Annotated in this window: 16 protein-coding genes; 6 read left to right on the plus strand and 10 right to left on the minus strand. The window is 56.2% G+C overall.

The annotated features are described in order from the left end of the window. Positions 1-4: 4 nt before the first annotated feature. The gene (eno, locus tag IT444_02395) at positions 5-1,258 is read right to left on the minus strand and encodes a phosphopyruvate hydratase (GenBank protein ID MCC7191607.1); all 1,254 of its coding nucleotides are present in this window, start codon (positions 1,256-1,258) and stop codon (positions 5-7) included. A gap of 77 nt (positions 1,259-1,335) precedes the next feature. Further along, positions 1,336-2,391, minus strand: coding sequence for an aminoglycoside phosphotransferase family protein (locus IT444_02400; GenBank protein ID MCC7191608.1), 1,056 nt, complete (start codon positions 2,389-2,391; stop codon positions 1,336-1,338). Between the two features lie 155 nt (positions 2,392-2,546). Here IT444_02400 and IT444_02405 point away from each other — a divergent pair, with 155 nt between their 5' ends. Together IT444_02405 and IT444_02410 are read left to right on the plus strand one after the other, a co-directional pair. Then, the gene (locus IT444_02405; protein ID MCC7191609.1) at positions 2,547-3,101 is read left to right on the plus strand and encodes a LemA family protein; all 555 of its coding nucleotides are present in this window, start codon (positions 2,547-2,549) and stop codon (positions 3,099-3,101) included. Between the two features lie 77 nt (positions 3,102-3,178). Continuing rightward, positions 3,179-4,114: a hypothetical protein gene (locus IT444_02410; GenBank protein MCC7191610.1), complete on the plus strand. Its 936-nt coding sequence runs from the start codon at positions 3,179-3,181 to the stop codon at positions 4,112-4,114. A 46-nt stretch (positions 4,115-4,160) separates the two neighbouring features. On the opposite strand, the gene IT444_02415 is transcribed toward IT444_02410, so the two are convergent. From IT444_02415 to IT444_02435, 5 genes are all read right to left on the minus strand, one after another. Beyond that, positions 4,161-5,288 carry an ABC transporter ATP-binding protein gene (locus IT444_02415; GenBank protein ID MCC7191611.1) on the minus strand — a complete coding sequence of 376 codons (1,128 nt, stop codon included), beginning with the start codon at positions 5,286-5,288 and terminating at the stop codon, positions 4,161-4,163. A gap of 63 nt (positions 5,289-5,351) precedes the next feature. Next, entirely contained in the window at positions 5,352-6,521 is a 1,170-nt protein-coding gene (locus IT444_02420) for an ABC transporter permease (GenBank protein MCC7191612.1), read from the minus strand. 25 nt (positions 6,522-6,546) lie between these two features. Further along, a complete protein-coding gene (locus tag IT444_02425) occupies positions 6,547-7,617 on the minus strand; it encodes an ABC transporter permease (protein ID MCC7191613.1) in 1,071 nt (356 codons plus the stop codon). Positions 7,618-7,629: 12 nt separating this feature from the next. Further along, positions 7,630-9,660 (minus strand): hypothetical protein, encoded by a 2,031-nt coding sequence (locus tag IT444_02430; GenBank protein MCC7191614.1) that lies wholly within the window; start codon positions 9,658-9,660, stop codon positions 7,630-7,632. A gap of 110 nt (positions 9,661-9,770) precedes the next feature. Then, positions 9,771-10,712 carry an ABC transporter permease gene (locus IT444_02435; protein ID MCC7191615.1) on the minus strand — a complete coding sequence of 314 codons (942 nt, stop codon included), beginning with the start codon at positions 10,710-10,712 and terminating at the stop codon, positions 9,771-9,773. 111 nt (positions 10,713-10,823) lie between these two features. Here IT444_02435 and IT444_02440 point away from each other — a divergent pair, with 111 nt between their 5' ends. Further along, positions 10,824-12,530, plus strand: coding sequence for a cation:proton antiporter (locus IT444_02440; GenBank protein ID MCC7191616.1), 1,707 nt, complete (start codon positions 10,824-10,826; stop codon positions 12,528-12,530). A 51-nt stretch (positions 12,531-12,581) separates the two neighbouring features. Here IT444_02440 and IT444_02445 read toward each other — a convergent pair whose 3' ends face one another. The 3 genes from IT444_02445 to IT444_02455 form a co-directional block, all read right to left on the minus strand. Further along, a complete protein-coding gene (locus tag IT444_02445; GenBank protein ID MCC7191617.1) occupies positions 12,582-12,971 on the minus strand; it encodes a hypothetical protein in 390 nt (129 codons plus the stop codon). A 116-nt stretch (positions 12,972-13,087) separates the two neighbouring features. Further along, positions 13,088-13,609, minus strand: a complete 522-nt coding sequence (locus tag IT444_02450; protein ID MCC7191618.1) for a hypothetical protein — start codon at positions 13,607-13,609, stop codon at positions 13,088-13,090. Between the two features lie 258 nt (positions 13,610-13,867). After that, positions 13,868-14,902, minus strand: a complete 1,035-nt coding sequence (locus tag IT444_02455) for a LacI family DNA-binding transcriptional regulator (GenBank protein MCC7191619.1) — start codon at positions 14,900-14,902, stop codon at positions 13,868-13,870. A 180-nt stretch (positions 14,903-15,082) separates the two neighbouring features. Between IT444_02455 and IT444_02460 the strand changes: the two genes are divergently transcribed. The 3 genes from IT444_02460 to IT444_02470 all read left to right on the plus strand — a co-directional run bounded on the left by IT444_02460 (position 15,083) and on the right by IT444_02470 (position 20,258). Next, positions 15,083-16,756, plus strand: a complete 1,674-nt coding sequence (locus IT444_02460; GenBank protein MCC7191620.1) for a LamG domain-containing protein — start codon at positions 15,083-15,085, stop codon at positions 16,754-16,756. An 87-nt stretch (positions 16,757-16,843) separates the two neighbouring features. After that, positions 16,844-17,974, plus strand: a complete 1,131-nt coding sequence (locus IT444_02465; protein ID MCC7191621.1) for an aminopeptidase P family protein — start codon at positions 16,844-16,846, stop codon at positions 17,972-17,974. Positions 17,975-18,026: 52 nt separating this feature from the next. After that, positions 18,027-20,258, plus strand: a complete 2,232-nt coding sequence (locus tag IT444_02470; GenBank protein ID MCC7191622.1) for an excinuclease ABC subunit UvrB — start codon at positions 18,027-18,029, stop codon at positions 20,256-20,258. The last annotated feature ends 15 nt before the right edge of the window (positions 20,259-20,273 follow it).

The following is a 20,273-nucleotide window of genomic DNA, read 5'->3' on the forward strand; positions in this document are numbered from 1 at the left end:
AAAATCAGGTGCTCAGCAGTTCTCGTTCGATTTCCAGCAGCCGATTGTATTTGGCAAGCCGCTCTGATCGCGTGATGGAGCCGACCTTGATGTAGTCCCCCCACGCTGTCGCCAGGTCGGCTAACCAGTCATCTTCCGTCTCGCCGCTACGGGCACTGACGACAACTTTCCAATCTGCCTCCCGCGCCAGCTTCCGAGCATCGGCGGCTTCAGTCAACGTACCAATCTGGTTCACTTTCAGGAGAAGCGCGTCCGCAGCTCCCGCCGCGATCGCTTGGCGGACTCGGTGGGGATTGGTGCAGAGGAAGTCATCACCAAGCGTCAGAGTTTTGCCCAGCAAGGCTGCGCGGAGCTTCGGCCAGTGTTCGATTGAACCTTCCTCCAGTCCGTCCTCGACGCTCACAATCGGATACGTATCGACCCATCCCTTCACCCGTGCGATCATGGCGTCGGTATCGAGGGACTTGCCGCCGATGGTATAGATTCCCCTGTCGTAAAAATGACTCGACGCGACATCAACCGCCAGTGCCACATCACGACCCGCGTGCAGCCCGGCAGCCTCGATTGACGCCACCGCGTCACTGAGCATTGCTTCAATGGATGGAAACGGCGGCGCAAGTCCGCCTTCATCCGCCACCAACGGACGAGCGTCATATTTTTTTCGCGTCAGTTCCATCGCTGCGCGATACACCGCAAAGATTATCACCAGTGCCTCGTCCACCGAACTCGCGCCGACCGGCACGACCAGCACATCCTGAATCTCCACCTGTCCACCCGCATGCTTACCGCCGCTGAATAGATTGACGGTGAGCGTCGGCGGTTTGATCGCAGACCGTGGCTGACCGGCCAAATCAGAGAAGTGTTGATACAAAGTCACGCCCCGCTCCAGCGCATGTGCTCTTGCAAATGCCAACGACACCGCCAATATCGCATTCGCGCCGAGCTTGGATTTATTGGGGGTCCCATCCAATTCCAAGAGCAACTGGTCCAACTCCCGCTGTGTTTCGAGAGGTTTGTTGCAAAGTGCGAAAGCGGTGATTTGATTGATATTCAAGCACGCCTTCAGACACCCCAGGCCGGCATATCGTTTCGCATCTTTATCGCGCAGCTCCAGTGCCTCAGCCGTTCCCGTCGATGCGCCCGAAGGCACTGACGCCGACGCGACCGCGCCGCTCTGAAGCTCGCAACAGCATTTGACCGTAGGCCGCCCGCGACTATCAAGAATTTCTCTGGCGTGTAGATGGTTGATCGTAGGCATAAGCGAACCTAACCAAAGACTTCAACAATCCCCCGGATGCTCCCACATTGCAGGCAATCGATATCGACAGATACCGCTTACGATGCAGCATTGATCTGTTTTACAAATGAATCACATAATTCAGACAGTGAACCCGGAGGATGCACCATCATATGAATCACGGTTTCACGCTGCCTCGCCCGCTCGTTCGGGTCAAGATATTCCAGCGGCGATCGACCGCTGACACGTGCCAATAGACATCCCAGAGTGTTTCCGATCGCGGCCTTCTCTGCGTCAGCCGACCAGAGCGTTTTCCGATCGATGGCATCGAGGTAAGCCTGAAAGAGCACCTGCGTTGCCTTCAGGTAGTCCGCCTGCCGCGACGTGACGTGATGTGCTTTGCTCAGAAGATGAGTCAACACAAATCCCAGATCAAAAGCCGGCTCACCCCAATGGCACACTTCATGATCGAGCAACACCAGTTTCCCATTGCGGACCAGAATGTTTTTAGGGCTGAAGTCGCCGTGAACAAGTGTGAAAAGACGATTGCGGGTTTGTTGAATAAGGCGATTATAAAACTCGGCACTTTGCGGAACTTGTGTTGCTGTGTAAGCGTAATATGGCTCGATTCTCAAAGTTTCAAAATAGGAACGGTCGGCAAATACACGGGATAGCTCCTCGCGATTTTCGCAGGCTCTCTGATGAATGGTCCCCAGCAGCCGGCCAAGCTGCACAATGTATTGCTGCAATATGTCAGGATTGAGTTGCCCAGCGAGCAAGACGTCTTTGAGATTATCGTGCGGCTTAGGCACCGCCCGCATTGCCAGCAGATGTTCCGTCGGATCTTCAAAAACAAGCGGCGTGATCGTGCCGGGTGGCGCAAGTTTTTCCAGCCATCGTAAACCCAGGGCTTCGCGTTCAATCCGCGCGGGATCACAAAACCAATCGACTGAGACGCGGAGTTTTGCCAGAGCCTGCTTGAGAACCCATGCTTCTCCGCTTCCCTTTGAAGGTGCCGGCCGCTCAACGAGCACGGTTCGGTTGGACACACCGCCAGCCAGATTGCGGATCACAACGGATTCCTCACGCCCGATGCGACCCGTACAGATGAGGTAATTCCGCAGTGCGGCAGAGTCTTCAATATCCAGTCCCATCCGCGCATCGTAACTTCCGCCTGCTGCAGAAGGCTTCCGTCATACACCTCAGTTCAAAATTTTTGGAGAGATGCGCTCTATGAATTTGCAGTGATTTATCCGACAATCTCAGCGGAACGGCAATCGTTCACTTGAAAGGAACATTCATGCCTGCGTTGATTGGACTTTTTGTCGTACTCGGCCTGGTCGCAATCATGATGCTCTGGGCTATGTCCACCTATAACAGCCTGATCCGCTTGCGTAATAGCGCGGACCAGACATGGTCTGACATCGACACCCAGCTCAAACGTCGGCATGACCTGATCCCCAATCTCGTCAACACCGTCAAGGGCTATGCCGCCCACGAAAGGGAGACGCTGGAAAACGTCGTCAAGGCACGGCAGCAGGCCGTCGCATCTGGAACCGTCGGAGATCAGGCAGCGGCGGAAAACATGCTCACCGGCGCACTGCGACAGATCTTCGCCCTCGCGGAGCGTTATCCCGACCTCAAAGCCAATCAGAATTTTCTTGACCTGCAAAATGAACTTTCCAGCACCGAAGATCGCATCAATGCCTCACGTCAAATCTATAACCAGTCGGTCAACACCTATAACAGTGCGCTCCAGGTTTTTCCGAGCAACATCCTCGCTGGAATGTTCAATTTCACCGCCAAGACGCTTTTCCAGCTTGATTCGCCCTCGGAACGCGCAGTGCCTCAGGTACAGTTTTAATCCTGCAATTGATCGAGATAGGCAAAGGCAAGTGTGCGGATAGCAAGTATTCATAGGGCGGCTCTCCTCCATGTGACGTGCATCGTCGCAATGCCATGATTTGTCACAACGGCCTTCGAGTCTGCGTCGTTCTGATCGGAACAACAGCCGCTGTGTGGCTGACAGTTCCACCAGTTCAACCGCTCGCGGTCTGTGCCTCTACGCAACCCTCCGCTTCTCAGCCTGTCGGCCCTACTGACGAAGATTTTGAAAAACGTGCAGCCTCGTTCCGACGCATTCTGGGAGAGAACTTCACGGTACTGATTGAAAAGCCATTCGTGGTAGCTGGTGACGGCAAACCTGATGACGTGCGAAAAACAACCGAGCAGACTGTGCGTTGGGCGGTAAAGATGCTCAAACAGGACTTCTTCGCACACGATCCTGAAGAAATCCTGATGATCTTTCTCTTCAAAGATTCAGAGAGCTATGCAGCCAACAATAAAGCTCTTTTCGGCAGCGATCCTCCCACGCCGTATGGTTACTTTTCCGCTACTCACAAAGCACTGGTGATGAATATCGGCACCGGCGGCGGCACGCTCGTCCACGAGATCGTCCATCCCTTTATCCACGCCAATTTTCCAAATTGCCCCGCATGGTTCAATGAAGGGCTCGGCTCACTCTATGAACAGTGCCAGGAAAAAGACGGCCGCATAAGCGGCATGATCAACTGGCGCCTCACGGGACTCCGCCGCGCGATCCATGCTGACAGCGTGCCGACATTCAAAAACCTCACCGCCATGAGCCCCGCGGAGTTTTACGGCGACAGTCGAGGATTACACTATGCAACCGCTCGCTATCTCTGTTACTACCTTCAGGAACGCGGTCTGCTGGTCAAGTATTACCATGCGTTCGCGGCAGCTCATCAGGATGATCCGACCGGCTACGAGACACTGATGAAAGTTCTCGATGAAAAAGACATGGCTGCCTTCGAAAAACGCTGGCGGAAATGGGTACTGTCGCTGCGCATTCCTTAATCCGATGAACCAGTCGATCCACTTCCACTCAAAGGCAACACATGATTCAATCTACTGACGGCTCACGACAATAGCTGACATCAGGCGTCGTCGGCTGGCCGTTTTCATAGCCAGGTGCATGCCAGCAGGCGACCCAGTGTTTCGTCTCGACCTCCAGTAGCGGCGGATCGCCATCACTGCATCGCTGGTCATCACGCATGTCTGAGCATCGCGGGTGAAATGGACAGCCGGCCGGTAGGTTCGCAGGATTCGGCACATTGCCCGGAATGGTCGCGAGTCGATCTTTCGCACGGCCAAGCACCGGCATCGACGCGAACAATCCTCGCGTGTACGGATGCATAGGCCGATGGAATACATCCTGAACCGATCCGTACTCGACAACCCGGCCGGCATACATCACCGCTACCACATCTGCGTTTTCGGCAACCACACCCAAGTCGTGCGTAATGAGCATGATCGCCAACTCCCGCTGTCGCTGAAGTCGACGGAGTAACTCAAGAATCTGGGCTTGAATGGTCACATCAAGCGCGGTGGTCGGCTCGTCTGCCAGCAGCAGACGGGGCTGACACGCCAGCGCCATGGCGATCATCACGCGCTGACGCATCCCGCCGGAAAGTTGATGCGGATATTCCTTAAGCCTTGACTCCGGGGCCGCAATGCCGACATCACGCAGAGAACCGACAGCAATATCCACCGCTTGTCGGCGATCCACCTTCTGGTGGAGCAGTATCGCTTCGAGAATCTGTTCACCAATGGTGTAAACAGGATTAAGACTGGTCATCGGCTCCTGAAAAATCATCGCGATCTGCTTGCCGCGAATTTTCTGCATCTGCTTATCGGTGTACTGGAGCAGATCGATGCTGTTCGCGTCCGTGGAGGCAGATGTTCTGTCCGGCTTTATAAGGGTCGAGGAAGATTCGTGATTTATCCCGCTCCGACTTGACGGGTTCCAGAGAATTCGGCCGGAGTCATAATTACCGGGCGGAGTGGGCACGAGCTTGAGAATGGACATCGCTGACACACTCTTGCCGCAGCCCGATTCACCAACGACCGCCAGAGTCTGGGCTGGATAAATCGACAAACTGACGCCGTTGACCGCGCGAACCCGTCCACTCTGTCCCCGGAATGAGACAGCCAGATCGTCGATACGGAGCAGAGGAGTTGGTGATGATATTTCCGGCACGTAAGTCTCGATGATTAAGCGTCGGCTGCCATAAGGGGATCAACCGCGCGTGAATTAGAGCATCGACGCTTTCTTGAGGTGCGGATCGACAGCGTCGCGCACCGATTCGCCGATCAGGTTGTAACCAAAGACGGTAAGAAAAATGACCAATCCGGGATACACAGCGAGCCACCAGCGGAAACCGCCGCCACCCTTGGTGGCCTGATTGAGCAATTGCCCCCAACTGGGTGCTCCGACGACTCCCAGCCCAAGAAAGCTGAGCGTGGCCTCCGCGAGGATCGCCGATGCCACACCGAAGCTCAGGCTCACGAGCACGGGTGACATGCCGTTAGGAAACATATGGCGGAAAAGAATTGATCGCAGGGGCAGCCCCAGAGCCTGTGCCGCCTGGACGAAATCCTGTTTACGCAGGCGGAGAAATTCCGCACGGGTGAAGACCGTGTAGCCGGTCCAGCTCGTCATTCCGATGATGACCATGATGATGTAAATGTTTCGGCCAAAGTACGCCACAAACGCTAACAACAGGTAGAGCGTAGGTATCGCGGAGAAGATTTCCACGAGTCGCATGCCGATGATATCGACCACGCCGGCGAAATAGCCCATCAATGCGCCGATGATGACGCCGATCACAACAGCGATGCCCTCTGCGATAAAGCCGATCGCCAGCGCGATCCGCGAAGCGTGGATCAGACGGGAAGCCACATCGGACCCAAGTTCCTCACACCCCAACCAATGCTGGAGACTCGGCGAGGGATCAGAGTTTGTCTGATCACGCAAGTAGTCCGATGGGGAATAGGGAATCGGCGCATTAAGAACAAATTGCACCCGTCCCAAAGCAGCGGCTTCACGATAAATCGAATAAATCTCCGTCTTAGGTGGATTGACATAAATCAACGAGAAAACCAGCGTTACCACGACGACTACCGCCAGCGTCACCCAACGAATCCAGATCGGAATCCTCCGTAGCAGCAGAAGAGTTACAGCCGCCAATGCGGTGACAAGCAGCGTCACATCCGCAGGGGTGAAATGTCTGAGCATCGGGCTGGACCACTGGTTATCCATCTTGATGAGGAATGGACGACTATTCGCCAGAAGCGGTGCGAAGACCGCCAGAAACGTAATCCCTATAAGCCACGCCAGGCCGAACCTGGCTCCCCATCGGCCCAGCGTGTCGCGGATCACGCCCGTGAGATAGCTTTGGACAGCCCGATTGCGTCGTACCATCGGCACAGACTCGGAGGTCACCGCACTACTCATAGCTCACCCTCGGATCCGCGATGGCGTAGGAGATATCCGCCAGAAGCAGGCTTATCGTTCCGATCAGAGCGACCACAAAGGTGATCGAGAGCACCATTTCGTTGTCGTTCTGATTAATGGCGTCGATGACCAGATTTCCCATGCCGTTGATGCTGAATATGCGCTCGATGATCACGGAGCCGCCCAGCAATCCGGGGAGGATGCCCGCGCCGACGGTGATGAGAGGAATGAGACTGTTGCGGAAAACATGGCGCAGCAGCACGGCGTGTTCACCAACGCCTTTGGCGCGAGCGGTACGGGCATAGTCAGCCGAGAGATTGTCGAGGATCGAAGCCCGCATGAGTTTCGACAGGAAGGCGTATCCGCCATAAGTCATGCAGAAGATCGGAAGCACCAGATGCCAAGCTGTGTCGAGCAGCCACCCGCGCTCGAAGCCTGCAGCAGTCCACATGGGGAGGAATTTCATATGCTCGGCCATCGTGTCGTGAAGGCCGCCTGTTGGAAACCATCGGAAATATTTTTCGCTGGCGAAAAAACCGAACAACATGGCTCCAACCCACATCACCGGCATCGACCAGAGTGCGAAGAAAAGCACTCCTGACGAGACGTCGAACCACTTCCCCCGGTGTCGGGCCGCATAGATACCCGTCGTGATGGCTACACCATAAACCAGCGGAATCGTCAGCAGGTTCAGCAGCAACGTCACAGGCAAGGTCTCAGCCACCAGCCCCAGCACGGGGCGGTCGCGCAAACGACTGTGCCCTAAATCCGGCACCTTGAAACCAAAACCCGTGCTTTTACCTGTCTCGTCATATTTGAACCCGATCGGCAGTACCTGATTCAGCCATCGGCCGTACTGCACGATCAACGGCTTGTCGAGTCCGTAGCGGCGGTTGAGGTATTGACGCAGTGCCTCGCGTTCCTGCGGGCGCATGTTTCCTTCGAGGTTCATCGCCGCCGCAACACCTCCCGGGCGCAGCGACATGCAGAAGAACACCAGCATCGTCACCCCAATGACGGTGGGGATCATCAGCAGAAGTCGGCGGACGATGTATTTAGCCATCGCTCGTCGCCTTCATTTTGTGCTGGTTCGCTGGAACTGCTCGGGAACAAACCATTCCTCACGCGAGTTCATGCCGAGCTTGAGCAACTGAACATTCCGAATCCGACCATCGACAAATCGCAGGCTCTTGGGGAAAAAGAGGAAGGTGTAAGGTTGATCCTCGTAGAGTATTTCGTGTGCCCGTCGCCAGAGCGGCATACGCTCGTGCTCATTCAGCATGCGTCGGGCGCGATCGATCAGACCATCGAGTTCCACGTTGCGATACGAAATGAAGTCATCACCGCCGGGCACCATCTGGCTGGAGTGAAACATCTGGTAGATATCGGTTTCGATACCCGCGGACCATGCGAGAGTGATCGCATCGAAATTTTTCTGACTCAGCCGCTCAGTGAAGACGGTCCATTCCAACGGATCCGGTTCGAGCAGAATGCCCGCTCGGGCGAAGGAGTCCTTCATGAAAAATGTCTGTGCCTCGTAGTTGGCGTTACCTGAGGGGTAAGTCAGCTTGAAACGAAACGGGCGGCCGTCCGCCGACTCAATCAGGCCGTCCCCATCGCGGTCGGCAAAGCCGGCATCCGCCAACAGTTTTTTCGCACCGTCGATATCAAACGGAAGCGGCTTGACATCAGGACTGCACTGCTGACTCGCAGGGTTGAAAGGTCCGGTCGCCTCGGTTGCATAGCCGAGCATCACCTCATGGATCAAGCGCTGCCGATCGATCAGCATCGTCATCGCACGGCGAACACGCTTATCCGCGAAGATCGTCGGCTTGCCGTTCTGCATCTGATTCCACGCGACAAAGCGGTATCCCCCCACTGGCGAGGCATAGTCAAAGTGCTGCGTTTTACGAACCAGATCGGCATCGGCGAGCATGTCACGGTACTGTTCGGGGAAGGCGGATAGCACGTCGATTTCCCCGTTACGAAAAGCAGTGAGTTTCGCCACGTCGTTCAGAATCTGTCGGTAAACAAGTCGATCAAACGCAGGTCGGACACCCCAGTAGCGATCGTTGCGTACGAGTGTGATCGTCTCGCCGGGCGACCATGTCCGTGGATCGGGGAGGCGATAAGGCCCTGATCCCATCAACAGCCCGACCGATTGATTGAATTTCTCCGGCTCGATGGAGCCGTAAAAATGCTTCGGTAAAACCTGGATAGAACCGGCCAGTTCGAGCGATTCGAAATAGGGTTCACGAAAACTGAATGTCACTTCATTAGGACCGGTTTTTCCCACCGATCGGATCATGCGGAGATACGCCCGCTGTCGCGGCGCGGCGATTCTCTCATCCATGACAAAGTTGAAAGTGAAAACCACATCATCCGCAGTAAGCGGGTGGCCGTCTGAAAACGATACGCCGTCGCGAATAACAAACTTAATTAGTGCCGCCGGAGGACACGCTGGATCATTGGCGATATTTTCCGACTTCTTGCCCTCTTTCATCCGGCGCGCGATGTAGGCATCACGAACAGCTCGGGCATCCGCTTCCTTTGATTCGGCGGGGCAGTCCGGCTCCTTGACGATCTCCTCGACGGTCAGCGGTTGCCCCAGCCGCGGCTTGACATAGGCATCAAACGCTTCCGTATTGTCGATGACCTCCCAGCTTCGGGCGATCAGTCCCTGATATTCCAAGGTTTCCGGATCACGTGTGAGCAGTGTTTCCAGAATACTGTCCTGCACAACGCTGGCGTACACATCACCCGATACCAGGGGTGTCAGTTTCGCCACGCCGGAAAAGGCGTCGATGTACCAACCTCCTTCAGCGAAATCGGGCATCTTCCGTGCAGTGCGGATGCGTGCGAAGGGATCGGCGGCGTCCGTGGTCTGCTGCGTTGCAGCGGAAGCAGGCACGGTAACGGCGATGCCACGATCCAGCGTCCGCCGCATCGCTTCCAGATCCCGCGTCTGGGCATCGAGTTTGTTCGAGACAGCCTGGATCACCTCGTATTGGCGGTCGTACTGTTTCATCGCCAGCCAGATGCTCAGCAGCACCGCGATCAGCAGTATTGCGATAATCAGGTCTTTGAATCCGAAGCGATTTTCCATGGGTATTCCCAGAGATCCGGGGCTGAACAGGCGCGAGTTGGCAGCAATGATGCAGGAGTAATGCGGCTGACTTCCCTTAAACAGGGTCGCGGTTTCCGATTGACGTCACCTCATCGAATCCTCCGTGGATCAAGTCTCTCACGCAGTGCATCACCGAGAAAATTCAACGACATCAACGTCATACCCAGCAGCACGCACGGCCAGACGATCAACCACCATCGTGACGCGATGCCGGGCTGCGTCATCGCGTGAATCTGCGAGAGGCCCTCGTTGGCGAGGGAACCCCAACTCGGCAAAGGCGGCTGAACACCGATTCCCAGAAAACTCAGGAACGACTCCTGGAGAATCGCTGTCGGCACGGTCAGCGTAGTGTAAACGACAATCGGTCCGATGAGGTTCGGCAGAAGGTGGACGAAAAATATTCGTGACGGGCGGATACCTAAGGCCCGCGCCGCTTCGACGAACGGACGACCGCGCAGACTCAACACCTGCCCACGAATCACGCGCGACATCGTCAGCCAGCTCACCCCGCCAATCGCAATCAGGAGTGTGGTCAGATCAGCGACGCTGCCCGCTGTATCCGCCTTGAAAAACTTCCCGGCAATGTCCGTCATGCCCGGCTTAAACGCCAGATTGATCAAAACCACCAGTAATATCGTTGGCAAGCCATACAGCACATCCACGATGCGCATCATGATCGCATCGGTCCTGCCCCCGGCGTAGCCGCTGATGCCCCCCCAAGTCACGCCTATGACGACCGCAATACCCGCGGAGCAGATACCCAGTCCCAGGCTGATGGCGCCACCCAGCAGGCAGCGCCACACAACGGATCTGCCAAGTAAATCAGTACCGAAGGGTTGAGTCAGTGACGGCCGTTCCGCAGCGGTGCCGCCGCTGGCGTCACGGGAATATCGTGAGACCGACCACGGCAGAGTAACGAGGCAAGGCACAGCGATCATCAGCAGTAGCGCAAACCCGATGGCCCCGCTGCCTGGCCGACGACGCCGCGGTAAAGCTGACGGTTCGGCGGCGGCGTTGGGAATGGCGGTCATGCGTGCATGATAAACGGACTATGCACTGTTGGGTTGCGTCAACCCGCGCCAGAGATCGATGAAAAATCCGGTTTCTCTCTTTGATGCCATTCCCCGTTAAGATGCCTACGCATGCACGGTGAGTTGCTGTTTCAAATGTGGGTCTGTGTGATCGCGGCAGCGTTCCTCGCATATGCGGCGAAGATCGCACGGCAACCGCTGATACTCGCCTACATCGGCGCGGGAATCCTCATCGGGCCGCTGGGCCTCAAACTCATTGGCACCCACGACGGCGACACCGACGCCATCAACACCCTGGCGGAACTCGGACTCATCTTTCTGCTGTTCATCGTCGGCCTCGAAATCGACATCAAGAGGCTGCTGAGCATCGGTCGGCTCGCGATGCCGGTCACACTCATTCAGGTATGCGGCAGCGCACTGATCGGATGGCTCACCGCGCGCATGCTGGGTTATGTCGGCCTCGATGCTGTTTACCTTTCGATCGCATTCGCCTTCTCCAGCACGATGATCGCGGTCAAGCTCCTGAGCGACCGCAGCGAGCTTGATACCGCCTACGGGCAGATGATCCTGGGGGTACTGCTGCTTCAGGACGTGATCGCCATAGTGGTGCTGGCCCTGCAGCCGAACTTCAAGGGCGGAATCTCGCCGGGCATCGTCAGCCTCGCCATCGGCAAAGGGGCATTGCTCGTTGTCGGCGTATGGTTAATTAGTCGATACGTCCTGCCCCCGTTGTTGAAATGGATGGCTGCGTCCCCGGAAATGGTATTGCTCTCAGCGATTTCGTGGTGTTTTCTCGTCTGCGTCGCTGCGCAGAAGCTCCAATTTTCCGTTGCCATGGGTGCGTTGATCGCCGGCGTGACGATGTCCGCTTTTCCGTATGCGACCGACATCGTCGCCAAAATCCGCGGACTGCGCACCTTTTTCGTGACGCTCTTTTTCGTTTCGATGGGTCTGCTGCTGTCGATGCCGACCTGGAAATTACTGGGGGCTGCCACGCTGATTTCAGCCGTGGTCATGGTCTCGCGTTTTGTCACCGTCTGGCCGTCGATGCGGCTTGTCCGCTACACGCCTCGTATCGGCGTACTCACCTCCATCTATCTCGCACAGATCAGTGAGTTCGGGCTGGTCATCGGCCTCATCGGGCTTCAGCATTACGGACACATCTCGCGCGATCTTATCTCGCTGATCGTGATGGTGATGATCCTCACCTCAGCGGGGTCAACCTACCTGATCCAGTTCAGCCACCGCATTGCGGCACTCTTTGTCCCCAAGGCTCAGGCGATGAACGGAGACAGCTCGCAGTCCACGGTGCTCGTTCACGACGACGCCGATCCGACCGTGGCCCTCATCGGCTGCTTCCGTGTGGGATCGTCGCTGGTTCACGAACTACGGCAGGCGTCGGTCAGCGTCAGCGTCATTGACATCAGCCAGAACGTCAACGAAAAGCTGAACAAGCTCGGCGTGCCGACTGTTTATGGCGACATCAGCCACGCCGATACGCTCGAACACGCCGGTATCGAGAAGGCTCGAATACTGATCTCCTCAATCAGCGATGACTTCCTTCGCGGCACCGACAATCTTCACCTTCTCCGCACGCTGCGCAAGCTCAATCCTCACGCCAAGATTATCGTGGCCTCCGAGTCGATCCTAAAAGCGCGTGAACTCTACGCTGCCGGTGCCGATTACGTCATCCTCACTCGTGTGCTCGTTGCGCGTCACCTGCTGGAAGTGATTGCGGAAATCGGCGCGGGGCTTCTGGAGGAACGCCGGGAAAAGGAAATCAAGCATCTGGGGAATCGCGTAGAGGTGGTGCCGTAGGTTGGAGAGCCTCGTATGGCGGAACGCCTGCGAACCGTCACCGCGAAACGATCATGCCTTGGTATCTCCGCTGCGTTTCTGTTCGATTACTTTTCGTGCTGTTGCCGTGAGTTTTTCGAACGCTTCCGAGTTCATTCCTAACCGTTCCGCGAACTGCTTCAGGATTCCGAGTTCATCGTTCTTGAGTACGCCATCGACAATCGCAACCCCCATCACGATGGTCATTGTGCTGACCGGGTCCGCATGCAGGAGGCGGAACTGCTCTTTGTAGAAATTCTTGTCCGACTTGGCGCGATCGCACATGGCTTTGAGCGATACTGCCCCGACGCCAGCCTTGTCGGCGAGCTTCTGCACGATCGCTTGTTCGCCGGGTGTAATGGTGCCATCAAACCCCGCGATGCAGCAGGCCGCACGCAACACTTCGACATCGGAGATGGACATGGCTGCTCCTTCCAAAGAGTCTCGTTCAAGCCGCAGCGACGGATATTAAGATAACGCACATACATAACCCACCCACAGCAGGCCGCGCGGTGGAAAGAAATTGCGATCGAGCAGGATTACATTTCTTTTATCGCCAGCCAGGTATCGGTAAGTTTGGCGGCCGCGGATAACGCCAGAGGAAGTGACGCCAAGTCGAGTATTTCCTGCGTATTCACCATACCGATTGTCGCTTTGGTAGCGACAACCATATCCGTCGCAGCACGATAGAGAAAGGATGGCTGCCACGGCACGTCCATCTCCACGTTCGACTCATCCTTCACTTCTCTCGTGGGAATGGCCGTCAGTTCGCTGCGTAGCTGAACGATTTGATAACACGACTCGCATACCACGAGACCGCCTGACAGCCAGTGTGTTTCCGCTTGACCTATCAACCGACCGCAGTCGGTACAGAACTCAACATGCGCGAGTCCGAGCTGACGCTTGAGATGACAGTGCGAGCAGATGACTGTCTCGCCTTGAATATATGCAGTTTCGCATCGGGGGATGTTTCGACCGCAATCACTGCATCGCTCAATTACCAGGTCCATGAACACCACCCACGCTCGGCAAACATCACCCCCGTTGAGCGATGCGGTCACGGGTCTCACACCTGACAGCGCAATACCAGCCCAATTTTTGACCGAGTGTAATTTCTACGTAGTTTCACTCGCCGACAAAACGGATCGTCGTGAGTAAACCGGATACCCTCCGTGCCTATAAACTCAACCCTAGCACCAGAGAGGTGAAATACAAGCTCTTATTTTCAATTATTCAGCGATTTTTGTCAGAGGCGAGTTACCATCCGTTATAACCGAGCACAAAGGCCCCACCTTAACCTTGCCGTGGCTGAACGGAACCTAAACCCTCGCGCGGTGAGGCAGATGCTTTGCCTCAAACGGCACCAGAATTTCCGTCGATCCGACCACTGCGCGGGCGCACAGCTCACGAAGCTGGGCAAAGACAACGGTCGCCAATCGATCATGATCAAACCCGATAGTCGGCATCTGTTCGAGACCGTAACGAGGAAGTATCGCCTGCTGACCACCGATAATGATTGCGTCGTCAGCTACCGGCTTGCCCAGAATTCGTCGTGCGGTCAGAAACGCTGCCGCGATGCGGACATCAGGCACGATGAAAGCCGTTGGGGGAGTTTCGACCTTCAGCAAGATTTCGGCTGCACGATCGCCATGCGAGATGACCATCAAGGCGGGATCAACCGGCAAGCCGGCATCAAACAGACCGATCTGATATCCGCGTCGCCACCGATCCTGCCACAGCCCCGGCGCGTCCAGTTCAGATATGAACGCAATCCGTTGATGCCCCATTTCCATCAGCACCCGCACAGCCAATTCCCCCATCGCCATCTCATCCGTCGCCACGATCTGACTGCACCGCGAGGTGAGTTCGTGTCCGGGAAACATCGGGTGTCCCAGGATGACATTCGGGATCGCAGCAGTCTCCAGTTTGCCGATGAGGTTCTTGTTCACATAACCGGAGAGGACCAAGCCGTCGAGCTGCCGGGCAAAATCGAGCACGTTCGAGTTTACCGCCGCCTCATCGCGGATATCTTCAATCGCGTGCAGTTCCATGCGGTCGCCCGATACGCTTACCGCGGAGGTCAGCGATTGAAGCATGCTCAGGTAAACCTCATCCTCGAAGTACGCTCCCAGCAGGACGAAGCCGAACCGTCGCACTGGAGGAGTTTCGCCCATTCGCTTGGCGCGTTTGGCGCGGCGATACCCCACCTGACGCGCAATCTCACGAATACGCTTTTTGGTCGTTTCGTTCACCTGTGGGTGATTGGATAAGGCCATGCTGACCGTCGCCAGAGATACGCCTGCAATGGCAGCAATACCCTTGAGGCCGACGGATTTCTTTGGATCGGAAGCCATGCACAGCCATCTCCGTGAGGATTACAAGCTGGTCGAATTTAAAATTAGTTTAAATTATTTCAAGTTTATTTTATTAAAAATTCAAATTGTGAGACGTTGTATGACTCTTTTTTACGTCTCTGTGAGTGAGATTAGGATGTACGCATCGAAATTTCTCATCAGCAAGCTCGTGAGGTTTCCGTGACAACAACTCTTTTCGACCTTTCTTCGCCGCAGAACGGATCATCGCATCGGTTCGACAACGCCAGGCTCAGGGATGGATTCACCGTCGAAGCGTGGATTCACGCTACCGCTGATACTCGCACCGAAGGGATGCAGTCGCTTGCCTCGATATGGACACCCAGAGAGAGGTTCGACGCATTCACCGCCTTCGATGCCGGCTTAACTGATGGGTTGATTACACGCGGATACTTCGGCGCGTGCTTCGATGGTCGCTACGTTTACTTCTGCCCTGAGCTCACTGAGCAGCTCGCGACACATGCTGTCGTGCTTCGCTTTGACACGCACGGAGACTTCAAGGATCCGCGCAGCTATTCCGCCTACAACGCCAATCCCACCGCGGGGATCGAGTGCCACGGTTATTACGGCGGAGCGTTCGACGGGCGTTACATCTACTTCATCCCTCGACAGCTTGATCGTCGTGAATATCACACGCATCTGCTGCGTCTTGACACACGCGGCGAATTCAAAGATCCGAAATCATGGGACGCCTACAACATCGGCCCGGATCAATCCGGCCAGGGATGCGCCTTCGACGGCAGATATCTCTATTTATGCCCCGGCTACCACGGTAATCCGAACGGCAATCAACTCGACTGCGGCAACTTCATTCGTTACGACACGACCAGACCTTTCAAAGACGCCGCCAGCTACCAAAGCATCGAAGTCAAGCCATTTCTGGGTGAAGGCGCTGGAACGTATGACGGCGCTGCATTTGATGGACGCTACGTTTACTTCGTGCCGCTTTCCTCTTACCCCGTGCGCTATGACACGCATGGCCGGTTCGACGATCCGGCGAGCTGGCAGAAGTTCGATTCGAAACAGATCGGCATGGGTATCGGCGTTGGCGCGATCTACGACGGACGGTGGATTTATTACGTTCCTTACGCCAACTCCATGGCAGCTCGCTTTGACACGATGACCCATGATTTTTCCGATCCGAAAAACTGGCAGATACGCGATGTGGACCTCATGTATGGCAACCGTACCTGTGGTTTTGACGGCGGCTTTTTCGACGGCCGATATGTCACCTTTGTTCCGTTTATTTATGGGTCACCCGAAGAAAAGTACACGCTCCACGGCAACTATCTGCGCTACGACGTTCTTCAGCCCTTTGGCGAAGAATCGAGCTGGCAGGTACGCGATACCTACTTTACGGAAGGCTTGCGGACGGTCGGGTTCAACGCTGGCGCGTTTGATGGACGGTACTTTTACGCGGCACCGTGGCGATCGCTTGCCGGCTTGACGGGCGGACAAATCGGAGTCAGTGGCCGTGTGCTGCGATACGACAGTACGGGCGATGCTGCCACCTTTGCTCTGCGTTTCTACGATGTGGGACATAACGGCGGGCTGTGCGCTGCGACCCCGGGGCCGACTTTTTTAATCAACACCACGCACGGTGCGCGAAATGTCGCCACTCACAAACCACTTCCTGCCGGTAAATATCACATCCTCGGCCGCTACGATGGCTCGGCACTCTCGCTGTACATCAACGGCAGCGAAGTCGCTACTCGCAAAGTTTCGGCAACGCTTCAGCTGAACGATCAGCCTCTGACCATCGGGGCGCTGGCGGGCGGAACCGCTGCATTTGCCGGCCGAATCGAACGGATCACACTGCGCACCGGTATCGTGTAACCGCTGCGCGTACTCTCCGAATGTTGTTTTTGTTTGGGACGATCTCACCTGATGGGTTAGAGTAATTGCCCTTCAAGAGGAATCTATATGCTTACTGCCGCCGGTTCCACCGCACGACAGACCCGTCTGAGAAATGTTCTTGCCGATCAGAAAATAGATGCCGCACTTATCACAGACCACCGCGACATCTATTACTACACCGGCAAAAACTACATGGGCTATTTCCCCTGGCCGGCGTGCCTGTTCATCGAAACCGCAGGCAACTCGTGGCTGATCGGTCCCAGCGCGGACGGTGCAGCCGTGGATGAATGTCTGACGTACGAAGCATCCACGGGTGCGACGATGAACCTCGACTGGATGGACCGTGTTGCCAAGCTGGCGCGAGACCGATTTTCCAAGGTGAAAAATGTCAGGCGACTCGGCTGGACCTCACAGACCACCCCAGGTCAGCTCCGACTTCTGCTGGATGAAATCATCAAGCCGCGCGAAGTTGTCGCGGTTGATCCGATTCTGCATCGACTCCAGCGAAACAAGCAGGACGCAGACGAGTTGGCCGTGATCCAGGCCGCCATTCACGCGGACCTCGCAGCCTACGATGCCGTGCAAAAGGCGATACGACCGGGCGTGACGGAATTGGAAGTGTTACAGGCTGGATATCTCGGCGCGATTGCCGCAGCGGGTGAACGGGTGATCCACGATGGCGACTATCAGGCAGGTGGTCCCGGCGGGTTCGCACGGAATGTCGCGATTCAGGCCGGCGATCTTTACATCATCGACGCATGGACGCATGTTCGCGGCTATTGGTCCGACCTCTGCCGGACGTTCAGCGTCGATAACAAGCCGACTGACGTACAGCAGTCAGCCTATGACCACGTTGCCGCAACCCACGCAAAGATCAGTCCGATGTTCAAACCCGGTGCGCGCGGTACGGACATCGCCAAGGCTGTTGATGAGCACCTGCGCCAGCATCCCGTTTTCAAGGATACCGGCCTGGTCCATCATGCCGGCCACGGGCTGGGAATCCGCGTACACATGGACCCCGACCTCAATCTCCTGCGCGAGGGCATCCTCGAAGAAGGTGACCTCGTGTGCTTTGAACCCGGCGGCTACAACAACGCTCATCGCGTTCATATCCGTCTGGAAAACACGTACCAGATCACCAAAAGCGGTTCCAGGAATCTCGTGGATTATCCGTTCAACCTGATACGAAAGACCTGAGCGCAATAGTTGGCGGACACGTTCCCGCGACGATCCCGACTAAAATGCCGTCATGGCCGACCGTTTCCAACTCGTCAGTGATTTTGCCCCCATGGGCGATCAGCCGGCTGCGATTGAGCAGTTGACGCAATCGATACAGGGAGGCCAGAAGTACCAGACCCTGCTGGGCGCAACGGGAACCGGCAAGACCTTCACGATGGCTAACGTCATCGCACGGGTCAACAAACCCACGCTGGTCATCAGCCATAACAAGACGCTGGCGGCACAACTGTACGAAGAGTTCAAGGATTTATTCCCGCACAACGCGGTGAGCTACTTCGTTTCCTATTACGACTACTACCAGCCCGAAGCCTACATCCCCCAGCGTGACATCTATATCGAAAAGGATTCGTCGCGCAATGATGATCTCGATCGTCTGCGGCTGGCAGCAACCTCAAACCTCGTCAGCCGACGCGATACCATTGTCGTCGCCAGCGTGTCGTGCATCTTCGGACTCGGCTCACCTGATCTCTATAAAAAATCAGTGGTCAGCATCACCAAAGGACAGAAGCTCGATCGTCAGGATTTACTGCGCGCCTTATCCTCGCTCCAATACACCCGCGCGGAAATGGATTTCAAACGCGGAAACTTCCGTGTACGCGGCGATGTGGTCGAAATCAGACCCGCAGGGGATGAGATGGCCCAGCGGATCGAGCTTTTCGGCGATACCGTTGACTCGCTCTCCATCGTCAATCCACTCACCGGAGAACTGATCCGCGATGAGAATCAGTTGTTCGTCTATCCCGCTGTCCACTACATGCTGCCTCAGGAACACGTGTCGCGGGCAGTCGCATCGATCCGCGAGGAACTGGACCACCGCGTCATGCAGTTACGCGGCGAAGGCAAACTCCTCGAAGCACAGCGCCTCATGGCTCGAACAAAATATGACCTGGAACTCATCCAGGAAGTCGGCGTCTGCCCCGGCATTGAAAATTACAGTCGGCACCTCGACGGACGACCGCCCGGCGCCAAGCCTTACACCCTCATGGACTATTTCCCCGACGCATCGAGCGGACAGTACGTCGGCGAATATGAGTTCCGAACTCCTGAGCGGCCGGAACATGTGGATCACGACGCTATGGCTGCGCGGATCAGTCATGACAAGGCAGACGGAGAAAGCGACGCGAACGCTAACTCCCAGTCCTCCCTTTCCAACTGGTTGCTGATCATCGACGAAAGCCACGTCACCCTTCCGCAGATGCGAGCGATGTATCACGGTGACCGACGACGAAAAGAGACACTGGTTGAGCATGGCTTCCGCCTGCCCAGCGCGATGGACAACCGTCCGCTGCGTTTTGAGGAAATTGAGAAAGTCTGGCCCCAAGTCGTATTCGTCAGTGCGACCCCCAGCGAGTATGAGTTGAAGATGTCGGGCGGCATCGTTGCCGAACAGGTGATCCGCCCTACCGGGCTGGTGGACCCGATTATCGAAATCCGCTCCGCATCGGGTCAGGTACCCGACCTCTGTCGAGTCGCCGCGACACGCGCCGCCGCAGGAGAACGCACGCTCGTCACTACTCTGACGAAGCGGTTGGCTGAAGATCTGGCGAGCTATCTGGCGGAGCAGGGTCTCCGATGCCGTTATCTGCACAGCGAAATCCACACGATCGAGCGCGTTGAAATTCTGCGCGACCTGCGGCTGGGTGAGTTCGATGTCCTCATCGGCGTCAACCTGTTGCGTGAAGGGCTTGACCTGCCGGAGGTTTCACTCGTCGGCATCATGGATGCGGACAAACAAGGCTTTCTCCGATCGCCCACGAGTCTGATTCAGCAAATCGGTCGAGCCGCTCGCAACGTCAACGCCACTGTCATCCTCTATGCTGATGAAGTTACTCCCAGCATGCAGCACGCGATTGACGAAACCAATCGACGACGTACCAAGCAACTCGCCTTCAATGCGGAACACAACATCACGCCGACCACCATCGTCAAAGCGATCCGTCGCGGGATGGAATTGGAAATTCGCGCCCATCACACCGTGCGTGAAGCGATCCACGCAGAGGAAAAAGAGTACGACCGTAACGAACTGTTAGCTGATCTTGAAAAGGCGATGCTCGATGCGGCTCAGAATCTCGACTTTGAAAAGGCAGCGATGTACCGCGACCGCATCAAGCAGGTCAAGGATGCGCCGGAGCTAGTCTCTTCCAGGTCTCGCGATTCTCGTGATGCCGGCCAACCCAAACCGGGGACACCGGGAACAAAAGTCATTCGCAGCAGCAAGAAGTCACGACAACCACGTTTTTGACGAGCTGACCGGGGT

It is taken from the genome of Phycisphaeraceae bacterium (assembly GCA_020851465.1).
Lineage (GTDB): Bacteria > Planctomycetota > Phycisphaerae > Phycisphaerales > Phycisphaeraceae > JADZCR01.